This window comes from Nostoc sp. DedQUE04 (assembly GCF_034530995.1).
Lineage (GTDB): Bacteria > Cyanobacteriota > Cyanobacteriia > Cyanobacteriales > Nostocaceae > Nostoc.
The window spans coordinates 77853-97345 of sequence record NZ_JAVRCA010000015.1 but is presented as its reverse complement, the minus strand read 5'-3'; the positions used below and the strand labels follow the sequence as shown (position 1 = coordinate 97345).

Below are 19493 nucleotides of genomic sequence, written 5' to 3'. Positions count from 1 at the left end.
TAATGTTTGTGAAAATTAAGGTCATGTTAACTAAACAGCAAAGACAACTAATTACTTATAAAAGTATTTCAATCTACGAGCGAACTTATCAATTACCAATTCTCAAAAATCACGGTATAGAAACGGTTCAAAAAAAAATTAGAGAACGTCAAAGATTAATTAAAGAAGGTGTTCGATATCATCATAAACTTGGAGGAATAATTAAGCGAAAAGAAAAAATTAGTCAGGGAGAGATTTTTGATGAAATTCAATTATTTATTAAAGACTACAATCAGATTATTGTCTTTTTAAACAGTTATAAAGATAGTTATCACAATTTTTTGTTAAACTTAATTAATGATTTAAAGGAATTATTTAAACAGAAATATTTGACAATAAAAAATTTAGAAGATGAAAGAAGCAAGATAGAGCTAAAGAATTATAAAAATCCCCAAATACTTAATGAACTAAGATGGGAGAAAGAAGAAAACTTTAAAGCAGTTTTATTATTAAGTAATGCTTATTTTTTGATGTTAGAAAAAATAAGCTTGCTTAGTGAAGGAATTAAAAAACTTGCAGAAGATTTAAAAAAACAAAAAGAAATTGTTCAGCAAATAGTTGAAGATTTAGATACCTATCAAGAGCTTTATGAGTATCAAAGTAAAGCCTATAAAATTCGTCAAGAAATAGCAAAAATTGCCCAGACAGCAATCAATTTTGAGAATTCTTTACAAGATTACTTTAGTCCTTTTCAATCTTTAATCGATGAATTCGTAAAAATAGATGAATATTTTTACGCAACTGTCGGAGATATTAAAAATTTAGGGGATAATATTTTAAAGTATCAGTCAAATTTATTTAACCTTGAAGAAGCTAAGATAATTTCTGAAACTTTTCTCGATTTTATGGTGACAAGTTATGATAAAAAAACTAGATTAAAAGATGCTTTTATTCAATCTAAATTATTAGATTGGCAAATCTATAATTTAGATTCGAGCGAAAATTTTGTCTTTTTAGACAAGGGTATTGATTTAATAGCTAACTATATATCTAAGCAACTTACCGATCAAAGAAAAATGCTAGGAATAGCAGAAGTAGATTTTGTCTCTACAGTTTCTCTATCTAATGTTGAAGAAACAGGATTGATGGAACTGACTGATAACAATCTTACATTGACAAAAGAATTTTTCAGCAATAAAGATATTGATTATACCCAATTGCGATATCTCCTATCGCAGCATAAGTGGAAAGAAGCTGACATTGAAACAGCTAAATTAATGCTAAAAGCCATGAAGAAGAATTATTGGAATGAAGTTTATAAGGAAGATATTGATAATTTTTGTTGTCAAGACATCCATACCATTGATGAACTTTGGGAACAATATAGTTATGGTTATTTCGGTTTCAGTGTTCAGCAAACTATCTGGAGTGAAATGGGTGGTCAAGTAGATTATGAAACAGAAAAGAGACTAGGCGATCGCCTTGGTTGGCGAAAAGAGGGAAACTGGTTAGACTATGAGCAACTAACTTTTAAATTGTCCCCGATGACACCGATGGGACACTTACCAGCCAAGTGGTTACACTACGATCAACATAGCTCTGACTTATCTCTATCATCTACAGAACACCTTTCAATGGGAGCCTGGCGGGTAAAATCTTGGTTAGTTTGGCAGATGCACTTATTCTTTTCTCGTACAAAAATTTGTAGTTCTCTAAAGATAATTTGAGAGGATGTTTAGTAATTCTAAAATTACAGCAGTTTGCATCTAAATGAAGTACATCTTTTACCCCCCTTAATCCCTCCGCTGTATTGGGGGGAAATTCCCAATCTAGTTCCCTCCTCTTTCCAAGGGGAGGTTAGGGAGGGGTATTTTTGTACTTCATTAACTTGCAATCTGCTGTAATTCAAAAGCAGCAACAACTTCTAGTTGTGCTGTCATTGTTGATTTTATTCACTTGGTTTATTAAAAACTTCTAAAATCTGTCGGCAAATCTGCTTGAGCTTTTCCTCGATTTCACCAGAAGGCGAAGATGCGCCGACAACACTCCAGTTTTCTACCGTAGAAAGTCGCCACGCCTCACCACGATGATCGAATCCCGCCACCTCCACGCCGATCGCACGCCGGGAATTATTGATGGGATCTTGATAAAATCGGATTTGAATTAAAATACTGCGACTTCGCCAAGATTTGCTAATACCAGGAAAGTGAAAGCCAATATCTATAGAATCTGGATCGACTAACTCCCTAGTTTCCGGGTCATTTTTCCAGGGTTTGAGATCGGATTTGGCATCAGGAAACTCAAATTTGAACAAATTAACTACCGTGGCAATGTTGCTGGCGAGTTCAAGGTTCGTTGCCTGTTCAGCTGCGTTCACTAAAAAACACTCCTATATTGCGTCGCCATCTTCAAGGATGTGAAGACATAAAAACCGCCAGAAGGCTTATATTATTGGTGTTTCAGCTTATCAAGACCTTTGAGATTTAGCAACTCTAAATCATATTTTCCTAACAATCCTCGTTACTAACAGAAGCCAAAAATCGCTTCTTGTTGGGACTGCCTAACACCTATTAAGTAATTGTACTTAAAAATTACTCCAAAGCAGATGAAACTCTGTTCTTTGAAGAAAATATCAAGATTTTCTGCAAAATCCTTGGCTGACAAGAACGATTAACTCCGCTAGCGATCTAAAATGACACTGTTAATCGGTAAACCAAAAGCAATTAAGTTCAATATATGGTGCGTCAACGCTCGATTTTTTCATTTTTCCTAGTATTATTGGCCACATTCCTGATTAGTTGTGGTGGCCCTGGTGTTGCGGTAGCACCTCCGACTTACACAGCAGTACAACTTGAAAAAATTCAGGCTTATGTTCCTGAAATTCAGGCTGTGCGCGATCGCTCACAAGAGTTAACAACCCTGATTAAAAGAGGTGATTGGATTAATGTGCGTAACTTTATACATGGGCCCATGACAGAAGCAAGGCTGAACCTGACTTATGTCACTTCCAACCTTCTACCCAATGACCAACCCAAAGCACGTCAAATAACACGAGATTTGTTTAATGACTTGGTTAAGCTTGATAAAGCTACTAGTGCAGGCAATCCTCTAGTTGCCTTGAATCAATCCCAAGATGCTTTTGCAGAGATTGACAAATTCTTCGACTTGCTTCCTAATACCAGCAGTGAAGCAGAGGCAAGTTAAGCCCAAGGTAAGATGAGCAAAGGGGGATGAGGAGGATGAAGGAGAGAAAAAATTTCTCTCCCTATTCCCTCATCTCCCACATCTCTCAATTTTTGCCTCAAAACAGCAATGAGTCATGTAGTTATTATCGGTTGTGGTGTAGTTGGGGCTGCGATCGCTTACGAACTGAGTTTAGTAAAAGGGCTGAAAATTACAGTTTGCGATCGCCAACCACCAGCACAAGCTTCCACGGGCGCTGCACTTGGCGTTTTGATGGGCGCAATCAGCCAAAAAATCAAGGGCAAGGCTTGGCAGATGCGGCAAACTAGCATCCAACGCTATGAAACTTTGATTCCTGAACTAGAAGCTTTAACAGGTCGCAAAATTCCTTTTAATCGTCAGGGAATTCTGATGCTTTTATCTGATTCCTCCCTAGAGGGGATGTCAGCATGGGAAAAGTTAGTAGAAATTCGCCACTCTCAAGGCTGGAATTTAGAAATTTGGGACACGGCTAAACTCCAGAATATCTGTCCTCAAATTAATAACGAAAAAATTACTGGCGCTGTCTATTCTTTGCAAGACCGCCAGCTCGATCCAACTGCCCTGACATTGGCTTTAGTTAAAGCTGCCCAGCAAAATGGTGTAACTTTCAAATTTGGTGTGACTGTTTTGGATGCCCCAACCTCAACACCTGAATTTTGCCATCAACTAGAGACTACAGAAGGAAAAATAACCGCTGATTGGTTTGTAATTGCAGCAGGGTTAGGTTCAACCCCACTAACAGCAAAATTAAATCAGATAATTGATATCCGCCCCGTACTTGGGCAAGCCTTGCAAATGCGTGTGGGGCATCCATTAGGAAATCCCGATTTCCAGCCAGCGATAACGGGTAATGATGTCCATATTGTTCCTGTGGGCGGTGGAGATTATTGGATAGGCGCAACAGTGGAATTTCCCAGCAATGGCGATGAGATACAACCAAATCAAGAACTGCTGAAATCTGTTAGAGAACAAGCGATCGCATTTTGCCCAGAATTAGCCACAGCAAATATTCTCCGCACTTGGTCGGGGTTACGTCCCCGCCCTGAAGGTCGCCCAGCCCCAGTTATTGGTAAGTTGCCAGGGTTTAGTAACGTCCTCCTAGCTACCGGACACTATCGCAACGGCGTTTTACTAGCACCCGCTACAGCTTATGCGATTCGTGAGATGATTATTTCTCAGGGAATGGGGACTGGGGAATAGGGACTAGGTAGGGACTGGGGACTGGGAAAGCAGGAGAGAATAATAATTCCTGACAAATAACAAATGACCAATGATAAATGACAAATGACAAATGCCCAATATAGGAAAATAGCGTGTCAATAAAAGAACATAAAATCAATGTAGATTCACTGGAATGGTTTTATCGGGAATCTTTACCAATCGGCAGAAGTGACTTAGCGCCTGTGTTATTGCTACACGGCTTAGTTTCACAAAGTTACAGTTGGCGTCATATTATACCTGCTTTGGCGAATCAGGGGACAAGAGCGATCGCACCAGATTGGATTGGTTACGGCAATTCTTTCAAACCAGAAAAACGAGATTTTGCTTACACTCCCGATGCTTTTATCATAGCTTTAGAAGGATTTGTCAAAGCTTTAGAACTTGAACATTTTTCTTTAGTTGTCCAAGGTTTTTTAGGTTCTGTAGGACTACAATACGCTTTGCGTCATCCAGAACAAATTGCCAATATAGCTATTTTAAATACACCAATTTCAACTGCTGCTAAATTACCCTGGAAAATTAAACAAATGGGTTTACCTTTAGCAGGTGAAGTCATGACCCAAGACCCCTTGTTAGTCGATCGAACGCTAGAAGGCGGAAGCCGTTATCGCATAGGAGATAAGGATTTAGATGTTTATCGAAAACCATTTTTAACTGCTTCTTCGTCTGGTCGAAGTCTCTTAGCAAGTATTCGCAATTTACAGCTTGATTCAGCCATGACCGAAATCCAAACTGGCTTTAAAGAATGGCAACAACCAATTCTGATTCAATGGGGTATGATTGATCCTTGGCTACCTATAGACATTGCCGAAAACTTTGCCAATTCCGTACCAAATGCCGAATTAATAAAACTTAATAACGTCGGACATTATCCTCAAGAACACTACCACGAGACGATTTTGCAAGACCTTTTACCCTTTGTGCGTCGTAAAGATGCTCATTGACAATATATAGCAATCCTATTTGATTTGTGAGAATTTTGGTGTTGACTGTCCTAAGTCAATTGGTCATTTGTTCTTGGTTTTGTCTTACGAATGATTTAGGATTGCTATAGCTTTGGCAAAAATGGATATTATAAAAATGAATGTCAGAATTCAGGAGTCAGAATTAATTAGTAGAGGATGCAAAATCATCATTGTAGCCCACTAAATAGAAGATTGAGTGGCAGAATTCAAATGTTATTTCTTGTTAAAAGTCCATCCTTTTTCAGGTGGAATATTCTGAATTCTGAATTCTGGCTCCTGACTACTTTGTTATTACCATTACAAGTAAAGGAAATTATGATTCATGGCTTATTCATGGTTTAAAGCCTTTCATATTGTCGGATTTGTAGTTTGGTTTGCTGGTTTATTCTACTTAGTACGTCTTTTTATCTATCACGTTGAAGCGAACGTTGAACCTGAACCAGCACGAACGATACTGAAAAATCAGTATCAAATTATGGAAAAGCGCCTTTACTCTATCATCACTAACCCAGGAATGTTTGTGACGATCGCAATGGCCATCGGTTTATTAACCACTGAACCGGACGTTTTAAAAGAGGGTTGGTTGCATATCAAACTGCTGTTTGTGGCGCTTTTAATTGGCTATCATCATTACTGCGCTCGGCTGATGAAGAAATTAGCAGTAGATGAATGTCGCTGGAATAGTCAGCAATTACGTGCTTTAAATGAAGCGCCTACAGTTATGTTAGTAGCGATCGTTTTGTTGGCTGTGTTTAAGAATAATCTACCTACAGATATGGCTGCTTGGGCTATTTTCGCCATGATTATTTTGATGGCAGTCACTATTCAACTTTACGCCAAAAAACGCAGGCAGGATAAAGAGAAATTGACGGCACAGATAGGGCAACCACAAGAACAAAGTTAGACAAAGTAAGGTAGTCCAGCTGTGCTACCTTACTTTATCTCGCATCACAACAATACAGCAGATTGTAAATTAATGAAGTACAAAAATACCCCACCCTAACCCTCCCCTTATCCCTACGGTGTACACACAAGTCGAAAAAAGCTTGATTTTCCATTGTTTTCTTGTTGATCTCGTTCCCAGTCTCCGACTGGGAATGCCTGATTTAGAGGCTCTGCCTCCAGTGAGATATTGAGTCAGAGACTCAATGAATGCATTCCCAGTCGGAGACTGGGAACGAGAAATCTTGTTCCCTCACGCCACTTGCTTCAAGCCGGGAAACCCGTCCAACGCAGTGGCTCCCCTTTATAAGGGAAGGGTTAGGGTGGTGTAAAACCTTGGGTTTTTCAGCTATTTTAGACTTGTTGTGTACACTGTAGGGCGTGATTCAAGGATTTTTGCAAGAAACTTCATGAGCTGCGCTCACAAGGAACAATGAAAATGTCTTTTCCTCCTGCCTCCTGCCTTCTGCCTCCTGCCTTATTTTCAAGGCAGGTCTAATGAATGCTACTAATTAATCATTACCTCATCCTGTAAACGTTTACAGTAAATCATCTCCAGGAATGACGGTAGTGTAAAAAGTATATTTGCGATTAGCGACATAACGTCGGTCTTGTTTAATAATTGCCATAAACTCTCTATGTCCCTCACGGCTACGTCCCACTAAACAACCTGCACTAGCAAGGCGAATATCATTTCGGGGGAAATCAAAGCCGTAGTGTTGATTCACATAAAAATTATCACCTGTATCAAGTTTGTCGCCAGTCCGTTTAAAATCTTGGTTGAAATCTCTACAAACTGTTATATCTCCAACTTGCACTAATGCTTCATGAGGCTCGGCTGTACCGTGAGTACCCACAGCCCAAGCTTTGTATTGTCCAAACTGAATCCTAGCTGCTCCTTTGGGATTCATCGGATTGTAAGTGTAGTACTTCCCTGGTTCTGTAGTAGCTTCCCAGTGATCTACGATTTTGGGAACACCATTTACTACTTCAATTACAATCCGGCGATCGTTAAATTGATTGGGTGTATCACTGTTGAGAGTCCAGTCTCCATTGATACCCTCTACATAAACAATATTGTATTCTTTGGGATTGGTAAATACTTGATAACCTTTGGCTAACATATATTTCACAATCTTACTAGCGATGTCATTGCCTAGTTTTAAGGGGGGTTGAGGAAGATCGTCTATTTTGGTTTCGATTAGTTTCTTGGCTGTGACTGCTCCTAAAAAACCACTCTCTTCAGTCTTTATTAATTCTTGAAATTTTTTGAGAGATATGACAGAAACAGGGCCAAATTTACCATCGGCTGGAGGTTCCAGCAAACCTAAGCCGATTAACAATATCTGAATCTGACGAGCCAAGTCTGCATCTTCTGCGATCGCATCAAATGACCATTTCTCATCTTTTCCCAAGAAATCTTGTAGTTTCATTATGCACCTGCTTTCATTTACTTACTTCTAAGTATAAACATCATTTTTAAAATTGATGTTGTTTGAAACTATACTATTGACTAAAAGATGATGTCACAATTTTTACTATTAATTTATGATTAAGCACACAAAAATTCACAGATATTACACTGAAGAAAAAACTATTTATTGGCGACATCTATTAAATTTTTTTCGGTAATATGGTTCGAGTTCAGAGGTTGAGCAATGTCTCCGACAAGCTAGATTTACGCCCTTTTAACTAGACAATTTCACCTTCAATGTAGCTATCCCTCTCGCCCATTAATCAAAATCATTACCGTTTACGAGCCTGACTCCAACCTCTGGAACAATGACTTTACCCGAAGGAGAAGCAATGATGAGCAGTAACTCGAATGAAACACTAGTAGAACAAACAGTAACTTACACGCTAGAGATGAATGGCAAATTTTACTTAATTGAAAATGTACCTGCGCGGGTGAATCCAGAGACAGGAGAACAATTTTTCTCTCCCTCTACTGTAGAACGCTTGCAGCAGATTATTTACAACCAACAGCAGCCTGTTCGTATTCTTGAAACGCCAGTGTATGACTTTGCTGCTTAGGATAAATCACACGACTTTTAACGAAGAATGTAAAACCTGTCCCTCTTCGCCTCGGAGAAGGACAGACTTTAATAAAAGTTTAAAGTAGGAAGAGGTTTGATAACTAATTACTTGATTTGTGGATGAGCATTTTGTCCATCACAACAAACTAAGGTTAGGTGTAGCTGTGGTTTTAGTCTGGTAAGCATTTTTGACACCAACCCAGTTACTAGCAATTGGCATTCGCCAACCGGTTCCAAAGGCGCGATCGGTAATTTTTAAACCGGGGGGTGCTTGTCGCCGTTTAAATTCAGCCCGCGCCACCATTTGAATTACTCGGTTTACAATTACCGCATCGTGACCGGCTGCAACAATTTGTGCTGCTGATTGGTGGTTGTGAATCAGGCGTTGCAAAATATCGTCCAAAATTTCGTAAGGCGGTAGAGAGTCTCGATCCACTTGGCCTGGTTTGAGTTCGGCGCTGGGTGCTTTAGTCAAGACGTTTTCCGGGATGATTTCATTATGGCGATTTAACCAATGGCAAAGTGAATACACACGGGTTTTAGGTACGTCTGCAATTACTGCTAAACCGCCATTCATATCGCCGTAGAGAGTACAGTAACCCACAGCCATTTCTGACTTGTTACCGGTAGATAAAAGCAGATAGCCAAATTTATTGGCGATCCCCATTAATAAATTACCGCGAATCCGAGATTGAATATTCTCTTCAGCCAGTCCAAACTCTGTACCCGCAAACAAATCATCTAAAGTGCGATCAAAGCCTTGCATTAATTCGCCAATTGGTAAAAGATTAGTCTTAATCCCCAAATTTTCGGCTAACGCCACAGCATCGCTAATCGAATGCTCCGAACTGTAAGGGGAAGGCATGAGAACACCGAGGACATTTTCTTTACCAAGTGCAGCCGTGGCGATCGCAGCTACTATGGCCGAGTCAATCCCGCCACTTAAACCCAACACTACTTTAGAAAAGCGGCACTTACGAGCGTAATCTCGCACTCCCAAAACCAAAGCTTGCCAAATTTCTTCATCTTCCGATTCATACATTGGTTCTACAGAACCCAACTGTAAATCGTGTTGCTTATCGTCAAATTCTACTACTACTAAATCAGTGTCAAAACCACGAGTGCGACACATAATTTCACCTTGACGATTTAAGGCAAAACTATGTCCATCAAAAATTAAATCGTCATTTCCGCCAACCTGATTAGCGTAAATCATTGGTTGTTGAAAACGTATTGCACTATGCCTAAGCATGGTTTCACGAAACTGTTGCTTACCAGCCGTGTAGGGGGAAGCAGACAAATTTACAATTAAATCTACACCCAAAATTGCTAAGTCAGCAATCGGATTTACTGCATAACTACGTTTGCCCCAGAATTCCTCATCGTTCCATAAATCTTCGCAAATAGTTACGCCAATATGGATATTATCGAGAGTGAAATAATTGGCTTGCAAGCCTTCTTCAAAATAACGGCGTTCATCAAAGACATCGTAAGTAGGCAAAAGTCGCTTGTGAAAAACTTGCTTGACTGTGCCATTTTCTAACAAAGCCATGCTGTTAAATAAATTTTTACCGCCACTAATATCTGCTTTGATATTCGATTCAACAGTTCCTACTAACACAGCTAAATTTGGTGGTAAATCCTCAGCCAAGTTTTGTAAAGTGATGCCCATCGCTTCCACAAAACTAGGATTTAATAATAAATCTCTTGGTGGATAGCCACATAGAGAAAGTTCTGGTGTCAGCAACAAACGCGCACCGCTAGATGCTGCTCGTTGTGCCGCTTCCAGGATTTTTTGGGCATTTAAAAGCAAATCACCAATTGTCGGATTAATTTGAGCGATCGCAATTTTCATATTATTTGTCATTGGTCATTGGTCATTGGTCATTTGTCATTTGTCAGGAGTCATAAGTTACTCTGGACTTAAGACTTTTAACTCTTGACTTGGGGTAGAGATTGGTTAAATAAACACTAAAGGTTTATCTTTTAAGGGAGCAAAAGCTTCTGCGTCAAACTTATACAAACTAGCTGGACGGCCAGCGCCCCGTGATACCTTAATTCCGGTATCGCATAAAAAACCTAACTTGAGTAGACGCGCTCTAAAATTAGAATAATCGGAAAAGTTATCACCTAAAACTGTGACGTATAACTGATATAAATCATTCAAGGTGAACATTTCTGGCAAGACTTCAAAAGCCACCGGACTATACTCTAATTTATTTCGCAATCGCCTGTGCCCATAAGCCAGAATTTCGTTATGGTCAAAAGCTAATTGCGGTACTTGTTTTACCGGATACCAAGCGATGCCAGTCATGCGATCGGCAATCAATTCGGCTTCTTCAAATCGCACTAGGGCAAAGTAACTAACTGATAAATAACGCACACCATAACTATCAGTTGCTTCCCGTGGATCGCGATTTGGCCCGCCAAATGTATAGAGTTGTTCTAAATAGAGATTATTGACCTTAATTTTCTCCGCCATAATGCGATAAGCGGCATCTTCTAAAGACTCTCCTGGACGTACCAAAGTACCGGGAAGACTCCAATGATTTAAAAATGGTTCTTGCTGCCGCATTACTAGTAGAACTAACAGCCGATTTTGTACAGTATCTACAGAAAAAATTACATTATCCACACCAACCTTGAAATCGGCCAAAGGTTGTTGGTTTAACGGAGTTGGTATCTTTTTTGGTGAACGTCCTGGCATTCGTACAAATGCTCTCGATTAATATAGGCAACTACAGGGGCTGTGAGGGCTTGGGGATCTCTATGTTCGCGGTAGGCTGTTGAGGAAACATCTAGACCAGTCAGACTAGCGATCGCTATTTTCCCTCCCAGCTTTTGCACTACCTCTGAACTAGACTCATCTATTACATATCCGGGTCGCGGTACAATCAGTAGTTGCACTTCCTGTAACAAATCTTCAATGCGATACCAACGTGGTAGCTGAGTCAGTAGATCTGAACCAACGATCAATGTCAATTCAGCCTCTTCACCCCAAGTAAGCTTGGCTTTTTCCACTGTTTCCAGCGTTCTGAAACTACTCAATTTTTGTTCCAAAGCAATATTGTGCCGTGGTGCGTCTATATTTGCAATCAACAGTTGCAGCATTGCCGCCCGATGTTCTAAGGGTGTTTGATGAGACTTAAATGGATTATCCGCCGCCCAAACCGCTACCCAATCATAACGCTCAGACAACCAACTTAGAATTTCTTGATGTCCAGCAGTTGGCGGATCGGCACTAGTTCCAAACAAAGCAACTCTCATAATAATTCGTAATTCGTAATTCGTAGTTCGTAATTAAGACAGACTGAAAGAGTACTTCTTACCTCTGTGTTCTTTGTGCCTCTGCGGTAGCCTACGGCAAGCCGCTGGTGCGTCTACGTTTCTTAGTTTCTTCAGTCAACACCCGTAACCCCTCAGAAATTTCCACCTGCACCGAGACAGGATCGTGCAAACGCCGTGTTTGTTGTGGCAAACTCGCAACTGAGGCGGCGGTACGCTGACGAATTGTTGTCAACGACTCCAAAGGCTGTATCCGTTCACCTTCTTGCACTACCAACTGCAACAAAGGTTCTTCATCCAAAGCAATTTCATCTAAGAGTCCCAACCTGTCTGCTTTTACCTTACCTCCCGTAAACGAGCGAAAAATCTGCTTGCGTCCTGGATAAGTAACTTTACTACTCGATTGCTTCATGACTGGGATGCCATCAATGTCTACAAGTTTATAAACTCCATTGACAGGCGAACCTGTAACTAGTCGCGTTCCCAGTCCGTAACCATCAATTTGCGCTCCAGCAGCTTTTAATCTGGCAATTTCCCACTCGTCTATGTCGCCACTAGCAAAAATTGGCACACCGGGAAGGAGCGATCGCACCTGTTTTGATAAGGTAACTAAATCTCCTGAGTCCAATCTCACTCCTGTTAATTGCATTTCCCCGGAATTTACTTTTTCGGCCAAGCGCTGGGCAGCAGCAATGGTATCGTAAGTATCAATTAGTAATGGCGCACCCGGAAAATAGCGATGAAATGCACTAAAAGCTTGTTCTTCAGTGCCTTCTATTGCTGACAATGCCATCACTAAGGCGTGTGCCATCGTACCACTTGGCTTTTGTCCCAGTTGTAGCGCTGCTAACACATTGGAAGTGGAATCTAACCCACCTGCCAACGCCGCCCGTGCTGCCCACAAAGACCCTTGGGGACTAAATGCTCGTCTGGTGCCAAATTCTAAAAGTGTTGCTGACTCCCCCGCTACATCCCGCAACCGGGCTGCTTTTGTGGCAATCAAAGTCTGGTAATTAATCGTATTCAGCAGGTAAGTTTCTACTAGTTGCGCTTGCCAAAGGGGTGTTTCCACCCGCAACAGTGGTTGATTGGCAAACACGGCTGTCCCTTCTGGTACTGCCCAAACATCACCCGTGAACTTTCCCTCAGCTAAAAGCGACCAAAAGCGATCGCCTGCGTGAGCAAAAATTCCCGTTGCCTGTAATGCTGCAATTTGCGCCAAACTAAAGCGGATTTTGGCTAAATATTCCAATGCCTGCGTCAGCCCCATTGCAATTAAATAACCAAAACCCTCTGGCAACCGTCTGACAGACAATTCAAAGCTTGCCCGTCGTTGTTCTATACCTTCGCCTGTGTAACAAGCTGCCATCGTCAACTGGTAAAGGTCGGTCAGCAAGCTGTAGTCATCGGCAGAAAGGTTAAGTTCCGGGTTCTGCTGGCTTTGCTGTTTATATACATAGTCCAAATCTGGCAAAGTGGTCATGCAAGAGCTTCCTTACAAGATGCTTCTTTTATTTATGGTAATATTTACCATAAATAATGTCAACTCCCTGCAAGTATATTGTCTGAGATTGCCGTAGAACAGTAGATTTATCGGTAGCTTAATACTAACTTCATCAAATACTTAATATTTTTTAATAGTAATGGCTAGCAATAATGTTAATCAGAGCGGGTGGCTAACCAAGGGAAATAATATCCAGTCAGAGAAAGTTTGTTTTGCTTCGCTCTTTTCCCAAATGGGTTGAAAGAAACAACTATGTTACAATTAGAATCGAAGAGAAAAGTTTGACTTTTTGACAAGCTAAAGTATTGCAAAGTTATCTGAATAAAGATTGCATATATTCTCAATATATTGAGAATATGAGCAAGGTTTGAGTATTAGGATTAGAGTATAAGCATCACCATTAAAGCGACTCAAAAAGAAGGAGTCCAATATTATGGATATTTCCAAAATCATTGCGAACATAACCCAGTATATTTCTGAAGCTGCAATGCGGATTTTTGGCCCTACGGATGATGCTTATCCTGCTGTTGGCGTACAACCTTTTACAGGTGAGCCTTACGACGAAGATAGAGATGATAATTGGTAGATGCCGATCCGGTATGTGAAAAATATTTATGAACAAAAAGATCCCCGACTTCTTCAATAAATCGGGGATCTGATTTTCTCGGTGGAGAAGCAATCAAATAGGATTGCTATAGTTGCGTTGCGCTTGACATAAACTACTTAATAACAGATTGTCCAGCCGAAAATATTTGTTGTGCCGTTAGTTGCAAGTTGGGAAAGATTAAGGAGATAAGTCGATCGTTATTTTGAAATAATTGTTTTTGATACTCATCCTCTCTTAGGCTGCAAATTGTCACCGTTGGCTGTTTGGGTTTACCAATATATTCTCTGCCACCGATACCTAAATAATCAACAATCCAATATTCAGGAATTCCTAACAGGGCGTAGTCTTCGGCTTTACGGGCATAATCGTTTTGCCAGTTTGTGCTGACAACTTCAGCAATCAGTTTTATTGAGTTCCCTAATGTAATTACAGGTTGTTGTTGCCATAATGGTTCATTAATTAATTGAGTTTGGTCTAACACAATCACATCGGGACGAAAAGCTGTTTCTGTTCCTAAGAGTTTGATTAGACAGCGATGGGGAATAAAGTAGCTTAGATCCTGACGATCGATTTCTACATTCAGCTTTCGCCCAATCAATGCAGATACTTGCTCGTGTGGCCCGGTTGGTTCCATCTCGATTAATTCACCATCAATTAGTTCATAGCGATCGCACTCACCGTAATGGCTAATAAATTCATCAACGGTTAGAACTTTTGAAGCTGATTGAACCATTGTGATTATTCCTTAGGAGTCAGAATTCAGAATTCAGGAGTCAGGAGAATATTGAATGAATAAATATGCCAATCATACTAGATTCCTTCTATATTCTAAATTCTGATTCATGATTCCTGAATTCTGACTTTAAACTTTTCGATCGCCGATCGCTAAGAGTTCCAGAATCGCTCCATTTGTCCAGCCGAAACCAACTTCGTTAGAACTATATCCAAAGCAGATTTCGTCGGAAACGTTGGCAGAACAGCGTTCAACATCATATTTCTCAACTAAAGTATTGTGACGCTCGAATTCTTTAACTGCCATAGCTAAAAATTTGTTGGCAATGCGATCGCCTTCTGTATGATACCCATAGCGGTGAAGTCCAAGGACTGCAACTAATGTCAATGGTGCCCAGCCAAGGGGAGCATCCCACTGATTGCCGGTGACACGAGTACTGGTAAAAATTCCGCCTGGGGCTTCAAACAAAGAGAGATTTTCTACGACGCGTTTGGCTTGAGTTGGAGAAGCAATTCCCAGCCAGAGAGGATAAAACGTGGTAGCAAATTCGTAGCGGCGGCGTTTTCCATTCTGGAAATGATAGTCGAAATATAATCCTTGTTCTTCATCCCAGAGAAATTGATCGATCCGATCGCGGCGGATATCTGCGCGATTGCTCCATTTTTGTTCCAATTGTTCGTTCCCCAGAATATGCTTAATTTGCGCCATGTCTTGTTCCACCTGATACAAGAAACTATTGAGGCACACAGGAGCGTAGTGGAGAATATCAGCACTAAAAGGGCCAAATCGGTTGGTGATATCAAAACCAGACTCGCGCATGGTGCGATCGCTTTTGTAAAATAGATTGGTCAGTTTGTCATTTTCGCGATCGTAGTAAAGATTGACATCGTAATCTTCAACCTCAAAGGTTTGGTAATATTCCTTGACGCGATCGTAGTGGCTTTTTCCCTCTTCATCTCGCTCGGAAAACAAAACTTCTGGCGCTGGGCCTTCCCCAAAGGCATAAAATCTGGATAAGCCGGTTGCAGCATTCAGGTGGGGCGGTACTACCCAGTAATAATAAAATTGCTCTAACAGAGGTACGGTTGCTTTTAACCACTCTTCATCTTGGGTGTGCTGGAATAACGCCAAGACCATCATACTTAGGACAGGGGGCTGCGATCGCGACAGCATATAAGTCCGGTTGGCGTTGAGAATAATGCCGTAATGTTGTACTTGGTACAACAATTGATCGACTTGACTTTGTGCTAGCTCCAATTCTCCATCGTGCAAAAGTCCTAGCAATATAAAGTAGCTGTCCCAGCCATACATTTCGTTGAAGCGACCACCTGGTACGACATAAGGCCCTGGTAGGTATAGTAACCCATGCTCTTTAATCGCTTCTGCTTCTGCTGGCAAAGTGCGAATTTCTAGCTGTTGCATATCTTTTGGAGATAGCGATCGCTCCAACACAGTCTGAATGTTGGGACAATCTTCTGAAGGGGAAATGTAGACAATCCAGGGAGTTTCTGTTTTATGGTCTAGTTTGGTATCCTTGGCAGATTGTAATAAGTGTTCGTGCGATCGCGTTAAAGTTTTCCACGTTTTTTTGATGTGGAGGCGCACAGCGTCTATCTGTGCTGTGGTAAGTGTTGGGGTCATAATTACAGAATTGTTTTTTTAACGCAAAGGAACGCCAAGGGAAACGCAGAGGAACGCTGAGGTTTTACAGGGTTCTCTCTGCGTGGGACAAGATTTTTGTTTTTACTCGGCAGTGCTAATTAAGAGGGCAACTGGGAAATGGGTGAGGGCTGCTGCGATTGATAGGGTTTCTGTAGCTTGTAAGGGTTGCTGAGTTAGGACGTTTTTCCAAGTAGGGGAAGTTCCAGGGGGTAGTTGCAGATGCGTATCTTGCCAAACTGACTCGCCTAAAGGATTGTCTCCTGGCTGGATGAGGCTGGTTAAAAAGCGGGGCGCGATCGCGATCGCTGTTTGATTCCCCTCCCGCCGTGCAAAGGCGATAATATGATTGGCGTAGGTTCCCTGAACTTCTAACGGTAAATAATCGCCGTCCTGGAATAATGAGACATAGTTTGTTCTGGCTTGGAGTAATTGAGCCGTTAAAAACAGTTTGATTCTGCCGTCTGTTTTGTCGTTTAGTAACTCCTGAATTAGTCCCAAAATGTCTGTTTTTGCCTGTTCGCGGATAGTGCTTAAGTAAGTACGTCGCTGTTCAAAATCCACAGGACGGCGATTATCTGGATCGACTAAACTCAGTTCCCAAAGTTCCGTTCCCTGGTATAAATCGGGTACGCCAGGTACGGTAATCTTCAGTAAAGTTTGGGAAAGGGAATTGAATATCCCATACTCTGCAATTCGCTGTTGAAATGGACGAAACGCTTCTAGAAATTCCCCGGATATAGCAGGATCGAGTACTTTCCCAATGAAGGAGGTACAAGCTTCTTCATACTCACTATCAGGTCGTAACCAGGCTGTATGCACCTTCGCTTCTCGTATTGCTTTTATTATATAGTCTTTCACCCGTTCCACGAAGGATGCATGTTCGTGTTCGGCAAAGGGAAACGCCCCTACTAGGGTTTGATAGAGAAAATACTCGTCGTTGCGATCGGGCATCGCAAACCCGTGGCGATGGCTACGATGTCCTCGATTCATGGCACTCCAGGTATTTACCTGCTGATCCCATTCATCGGGGATTTCTGAGAGGACATTCAACCTTGCCCGCACATCTTCGCCGCGCTTGGTGTCGTGGGTGGCTGTGGTGTTCATTGTGTGAGGCCAGGTTGCTTGGTGCTGTTTGTTAAAGGCATGGAATTTGGCTAATTCGATGCCAAAGTGGCCGGGATTTCCGCCGACTTCATTCAGCGACAGCAACCGATTGTAAACATATAATGTGGTATCTTCTACGCCTTTGGCCATTAGCGGGCCGCTGTATTGCTGCATTCGCAAGACAAAATATATCCACTGTTCGCGTTCTGTTTGAGTCAGAGAATTATCAAACTCTAGCAGCATTAACTTTTCAATAAAGGTCAGTTCATTCTGCAACAGTGGCACTTGTTCTTTGGTTTGGCTAATTACTTCTTGAATGGTAGCGCGATCGCTTTCTCCAATTCCATCGGGCGTAATGTAGGTGCGGTAAATTGGAAACAGTGTCAAAACTTCGGCGATCGCTCTTTTTAATCCATTCAGTGTAAAATCATTGCCGTAGCGATATTTGCTGGAAACGTTCTTTAACAAAAGAGCCAGATTGTCAATATCACCTGCTAAATTTTTTTCCAAAATCAGGTGCTTTTTATCCTTCACTACTGAGTCATAATCTGCTCTGGAACTGATAAAGTTTTGGTAAATTTTATCGAAGGATGATTCATTTTCTGTTTGACAAAATACGCCATTTACATAGTTGAGAAAGTCATATCCAGATGTTCCTTGAATCTTCCAGTTTTCCGGCAACTCTTCGGTGAGTTCTAAAATCTTCTCGACGGTGATATAAACATCTCCCATCTTTTCTTGCAGTCTTTCGAGATACTGGATTGGGTTATAAAGTCCATCAATATGGTCAATCCGTAAACCAGTAAATTTGCCTTCTTCAACTAGTTTCTGAATGAGGCTGTGGGTATTATTAAAAACCCGCACTTCTTCAACCTTAACGGAAATCAGTTCATTGACAGTAAAGAAACGACGGTAATTCATTTCCTCCGCGCCAACTTTCCAGAAGGCGAGGCGGTAAAACTGGTCGTTCAGTAATTCATCTAGGAGGTTAAAGCTTTCGGAATTACCGGGTTCTCCGTTGAATGTTTGGAGATTTTCGTCAATAAACTCGCGGATGGTATCATTTGTGGTGTAGAGTTCCCAAAGCAATCCTTTAATAAATGCGATTTGGTCTTGTCGCTGTTTTCCGGCAACTTCTGAGGGCACACTTTTGAGAATGTAGAGAATCCCCAATAGTTTAATAAAATCGGGATGATTGCGTCCCAGTGTGCGCGTGAGTTTACCTAAATTATGGCTGATAAATTTTGTATAAGATTCTAGCCGCAGTGGCAATTTTAAGCTGTAATAGTTGACGGTTAAACCGTTTTGTTCGTATTGCAGTTGAATGTGTCCGTTTTCCAGGGATGTACCATAGAAATCTCCGAGCAGAGGAGCCAGAATTCGCTCTTGGCGATCGCCAAAGGGAGCATTCCAAGAAAGATCGAAGTAATCGGTATAGCTGGAATCTGGGCCGTGTTCCAATACGTCCATCAAGTAATCGTTTTCGCTGCTATAGGCCATGTGGTTGGGCACAATATCTTGTAACCAGCCCATACCAAGAGATTGAACTTCAGCAACTAATGCATCAAAGGACTCATTAGTTCCCAGTTCTGGGTTAAGTTGAGTCGCATCTACTATATCGTAACCGTGCGTACTCCCGGATCGTGCTTTGAAAATGGGGGAAGCATATAAATCGGAAACACCTAAATCTGCTAGATAAGCTGCGATCGCTTTGGCGTTGTCAAAGCCAAACTGAGGTGTAAACTGAATTCGATAAGTGGCGGTGGGAATTCGCATATTTTTTTAGTAGGAGTGGGGAGTAAGGGGGATGTAGCTTTAGCTTCCCGCAGGGTGGAAGATGAGGTTTTGAGGTTAAACGTTGAACCTTTTAGAGGATGTTTGAAAAGTCCTCTTCTCGGTAGCAAAAAGGTGTTACCTCCCTTAATCCCCCCTTGTAAAGGGGGGAAACAAGAAATCTAATCTAGTTCCCTCCCCTTTACAAGGGGAGGGTTAGGGTGGGGTAAATTTTAAAGGGGGTTAGGGTGGGGTAAATTTTAAGGGGGGTTAGGGGAGATCGATAAGTGACCTAAGATCGCAGCCAACCATTATTCAAACAACCTTTTAGCTCGAACATTAAGCCTTTATGCTCAAACATTAAGCCTTTATGCTCAAACATTAAGCCTTAATGCTCGAACCTTAAGCCTTAATGCTCGAACCTTAAGCCTTAATGCTCGAACCTTAAGCCTTTATG

General features: G+C 41.3%; 16 protein-coding genes. 7 read left to right on the top strand and 9 right to left on the bottom strand.

The features are described from left to right. Window positions 1–23 precede the first annotated feature (23 nt). On the top strand, window positions 24–1706 hold the full coding sequence (locus RM049_RS13410; protein WP_322688621.1) for a GUN4 domain-containing protein: 1683 nt from the start codon (window positions 24–26) through the stop codon (window positions 1704–1706). A gap of 221 nt (window positions 1707–1927) precedes the next feature. Here the strand turns inward: RM049_RS13410 and RM049_RS13405 are convergent, their stop codons facing one another. Continuing rightward, window positions 1928–2356, bottom strand: a complete 429-nt coding sequence (locus tag RM049_RS13405) for a hypothetical protein (RefSeq protein ID WP_322673944.1) — start codon at window positions 2354–2356, stop codon at window positions 1928–1930. Between the two features lie 359 nt (window positions 2357–2715). Between RM049_RS13405 and psbQ the strand changes: the two genes are divergently transcribed. From psbQ to hemJ, 4 genes are all read left to right on the top strand, one after another. Beyond that, window positions 2716–3183 (top strand): photosystem II protein PsbQ, encoded by a 468-nt coding sequence (gene psbQ, locus RM049_RS13400; RefSeq protein WP_322673945.1) that lies wholly within the window; start codon window positions 2716–2718, stop codon window positions 3181–3183. A gap of 108 nt (window positions 3184–3291) precedes the next feature. Further along, window positions 3292–4404 (top strand): FAD-dependent oxidoreductase, encoded by a 1113-nt coding sequence (locus RM049_RS13395; RefSeq protein ID WP_322704490.1) that lies wholly within the window; start codon window positions 3292–3294, stop codon window positions 4402–4404. Between the two features lie 113 nt (window positions 4405–4517). Further along, entirely contained in the window at window positions 4518–5369 is an 852-nt protein-coding gene (locus RM049_RS13390; RefSeq protein ID WP_322704489.1) for an alpha/beta fold hydrolase, read from the top strand. A 343-nt stretch (window positions 5370–5712) separates the two neighbouring features. Further along, window positions 5713–6294, top strand: a complete 582-nt coding sequence (gene hemJ / locus RM049_RS13385; protein ID WP_322688618.1) for a protoporphyrinogen oxidase HemJ — start codon at window positions 5713–5715, stop codon at window positions 6292–6294. 577 nt (window positions 6295–6871) lie between these two features. Here hemJ and RM049_RS13380 read toward each other — a convergent pair. Further along, complete coding sequence (locus RM049_RS13380; RefSeq protein WP_322673949.1) at window positions 6872–7765, bottom strand: peptidoglycan-binding protein; 894 nt, start codon at window positions 7763–7765, stop codon at window positions 6872–6874. 349 nt (window positions 7766–8114) lie between these two features. On the opposite strand from RM049_RS13380, the gene RM049_RS13375 reads away from it, so the two are divergent. Then, entirely contained in the window at window positions 8115–8366 is a 252-nt protein-coding gene (locus RM049_RS13375; protein WP_322704488.1) for a YgiT-type zinc finger protein, read from the top strand. Window positions 8367–8504: 138 nt separating this feature from the next. Here the strand turns inward: RM049_RS13375 and RM049_RS13370 are convergent, their stop codons facing one another. From RM049_RS13370 to RM049_RS13355, 4 genes are all read right to left on the bottom strand, one after another. Further along, complete coding sequence (locus RM049_RS13370; protein WP_322704528.1) at window positions 8505–10223, bottom strand: NAD+ synthase; 1719 nt, start codon at window positions 10221–10223, stop codon at window positions 8505–8507. 105 nt (window positions 10224–10328) lie between these two features. Beyond that, window positions 10329–11075 carry an NUDIX hydrolase gene (locus RM049_RS13365; RefSeq protein ID WP_322704487.1) on the bottom strand — a complete coding sequence of 249 codons (747 nt, stop codon included), beginning with the start codon at window positions 11073–11075 and terminating at the stop codon, window positions 10329–10331. Then, window positions 11036–11635 (bottom strand): nicotinate-nucleotide adenylyltransferase, encoded by a 600-nt coding sequence (locus RM049_RS13360; RefSeq protein WP_322688617.1) that lies wholly within the window; start codon window positions 11633–11635, stop codon window positions 11036–11038. The genes RM049_RS13365 and RM049_RS13360 overlap by 40 nt, the downstream gene beginning before the upstream one ends. Before the next feature lie 91 nt (window positions 11636–11726). Continuing rightward, window positions 11727–13136, bottom strand: a complete 1410-nt coding sequence (locus RM049_RS13355; protein ID WP_322704486.1) for a nicotinate phosphoribosyltransferase — start codon at window positions 13134–13136, stop codon at window positions 11727–11729. Between the two features lie 454 nt (window positions 13137–13590). On the opposite strand from RM049_RS13355, the gene RM049_RS13350 reads away from it, so the two are divergent. Further along, the gene (locus RM049_RS13350; protein WP_194041182.1) at window positions 13591–13743 is read left to right on the top strand and encodes a hypothetical protein; all 153 of its coding nucleotides are present in this window, start codon (window positions 13591–13593) and stop codon (window positions 13741–13743) included. A gap of 133 nt (window positions 13744–13876) precedes the next feature. Here RM049_RS13350 and RM049_RS13345 read toward each other — a convergent pair whose 3' ends face one another. The 3 genes from RM049_RS13345 to treY all read right to left on the bottom strand — a co-directional run bounded on the left by RM049_RS13345 (window position 13877) and on the right by treY (window position 19039). Next, window positions 13877–14497 (bottom strand): Uma2 family endonuclease, encoded by a 621-nt coding sequence (locus RM049_RS13345; RefSeq protein ID WP_322704485.1) that lies wholly within the window; start codon window positions 14495–14497, stop codon window positions 13877–13879. Between the two features lie 129 nt (window positions 14498–14626). Beyond that, window positions 14627–16138 (bottom strand): trehalase family glycosidase, encoded by a 1512-nt coding sequence (locus RM049_RS13340; protein WP_322704484.1) that lies wholly within the window; start codon window positions 16136–16138, stop codon window positions 14627–14629. 102 nt (window positions 16139–16240) lie between these two features. Next, window positions 16241–19039, bottom strand: coding sequence for a malto-oligosyltrehalose synthase (gene treY / locus RM049_RS13335; protein ID WP_322704483.1), 2799 nt, complete (start codon window positions 19037–19039; stop codon window positions 16241–16243). Window positions 19040–19493 lie beyond the last annotated feature (454 nt).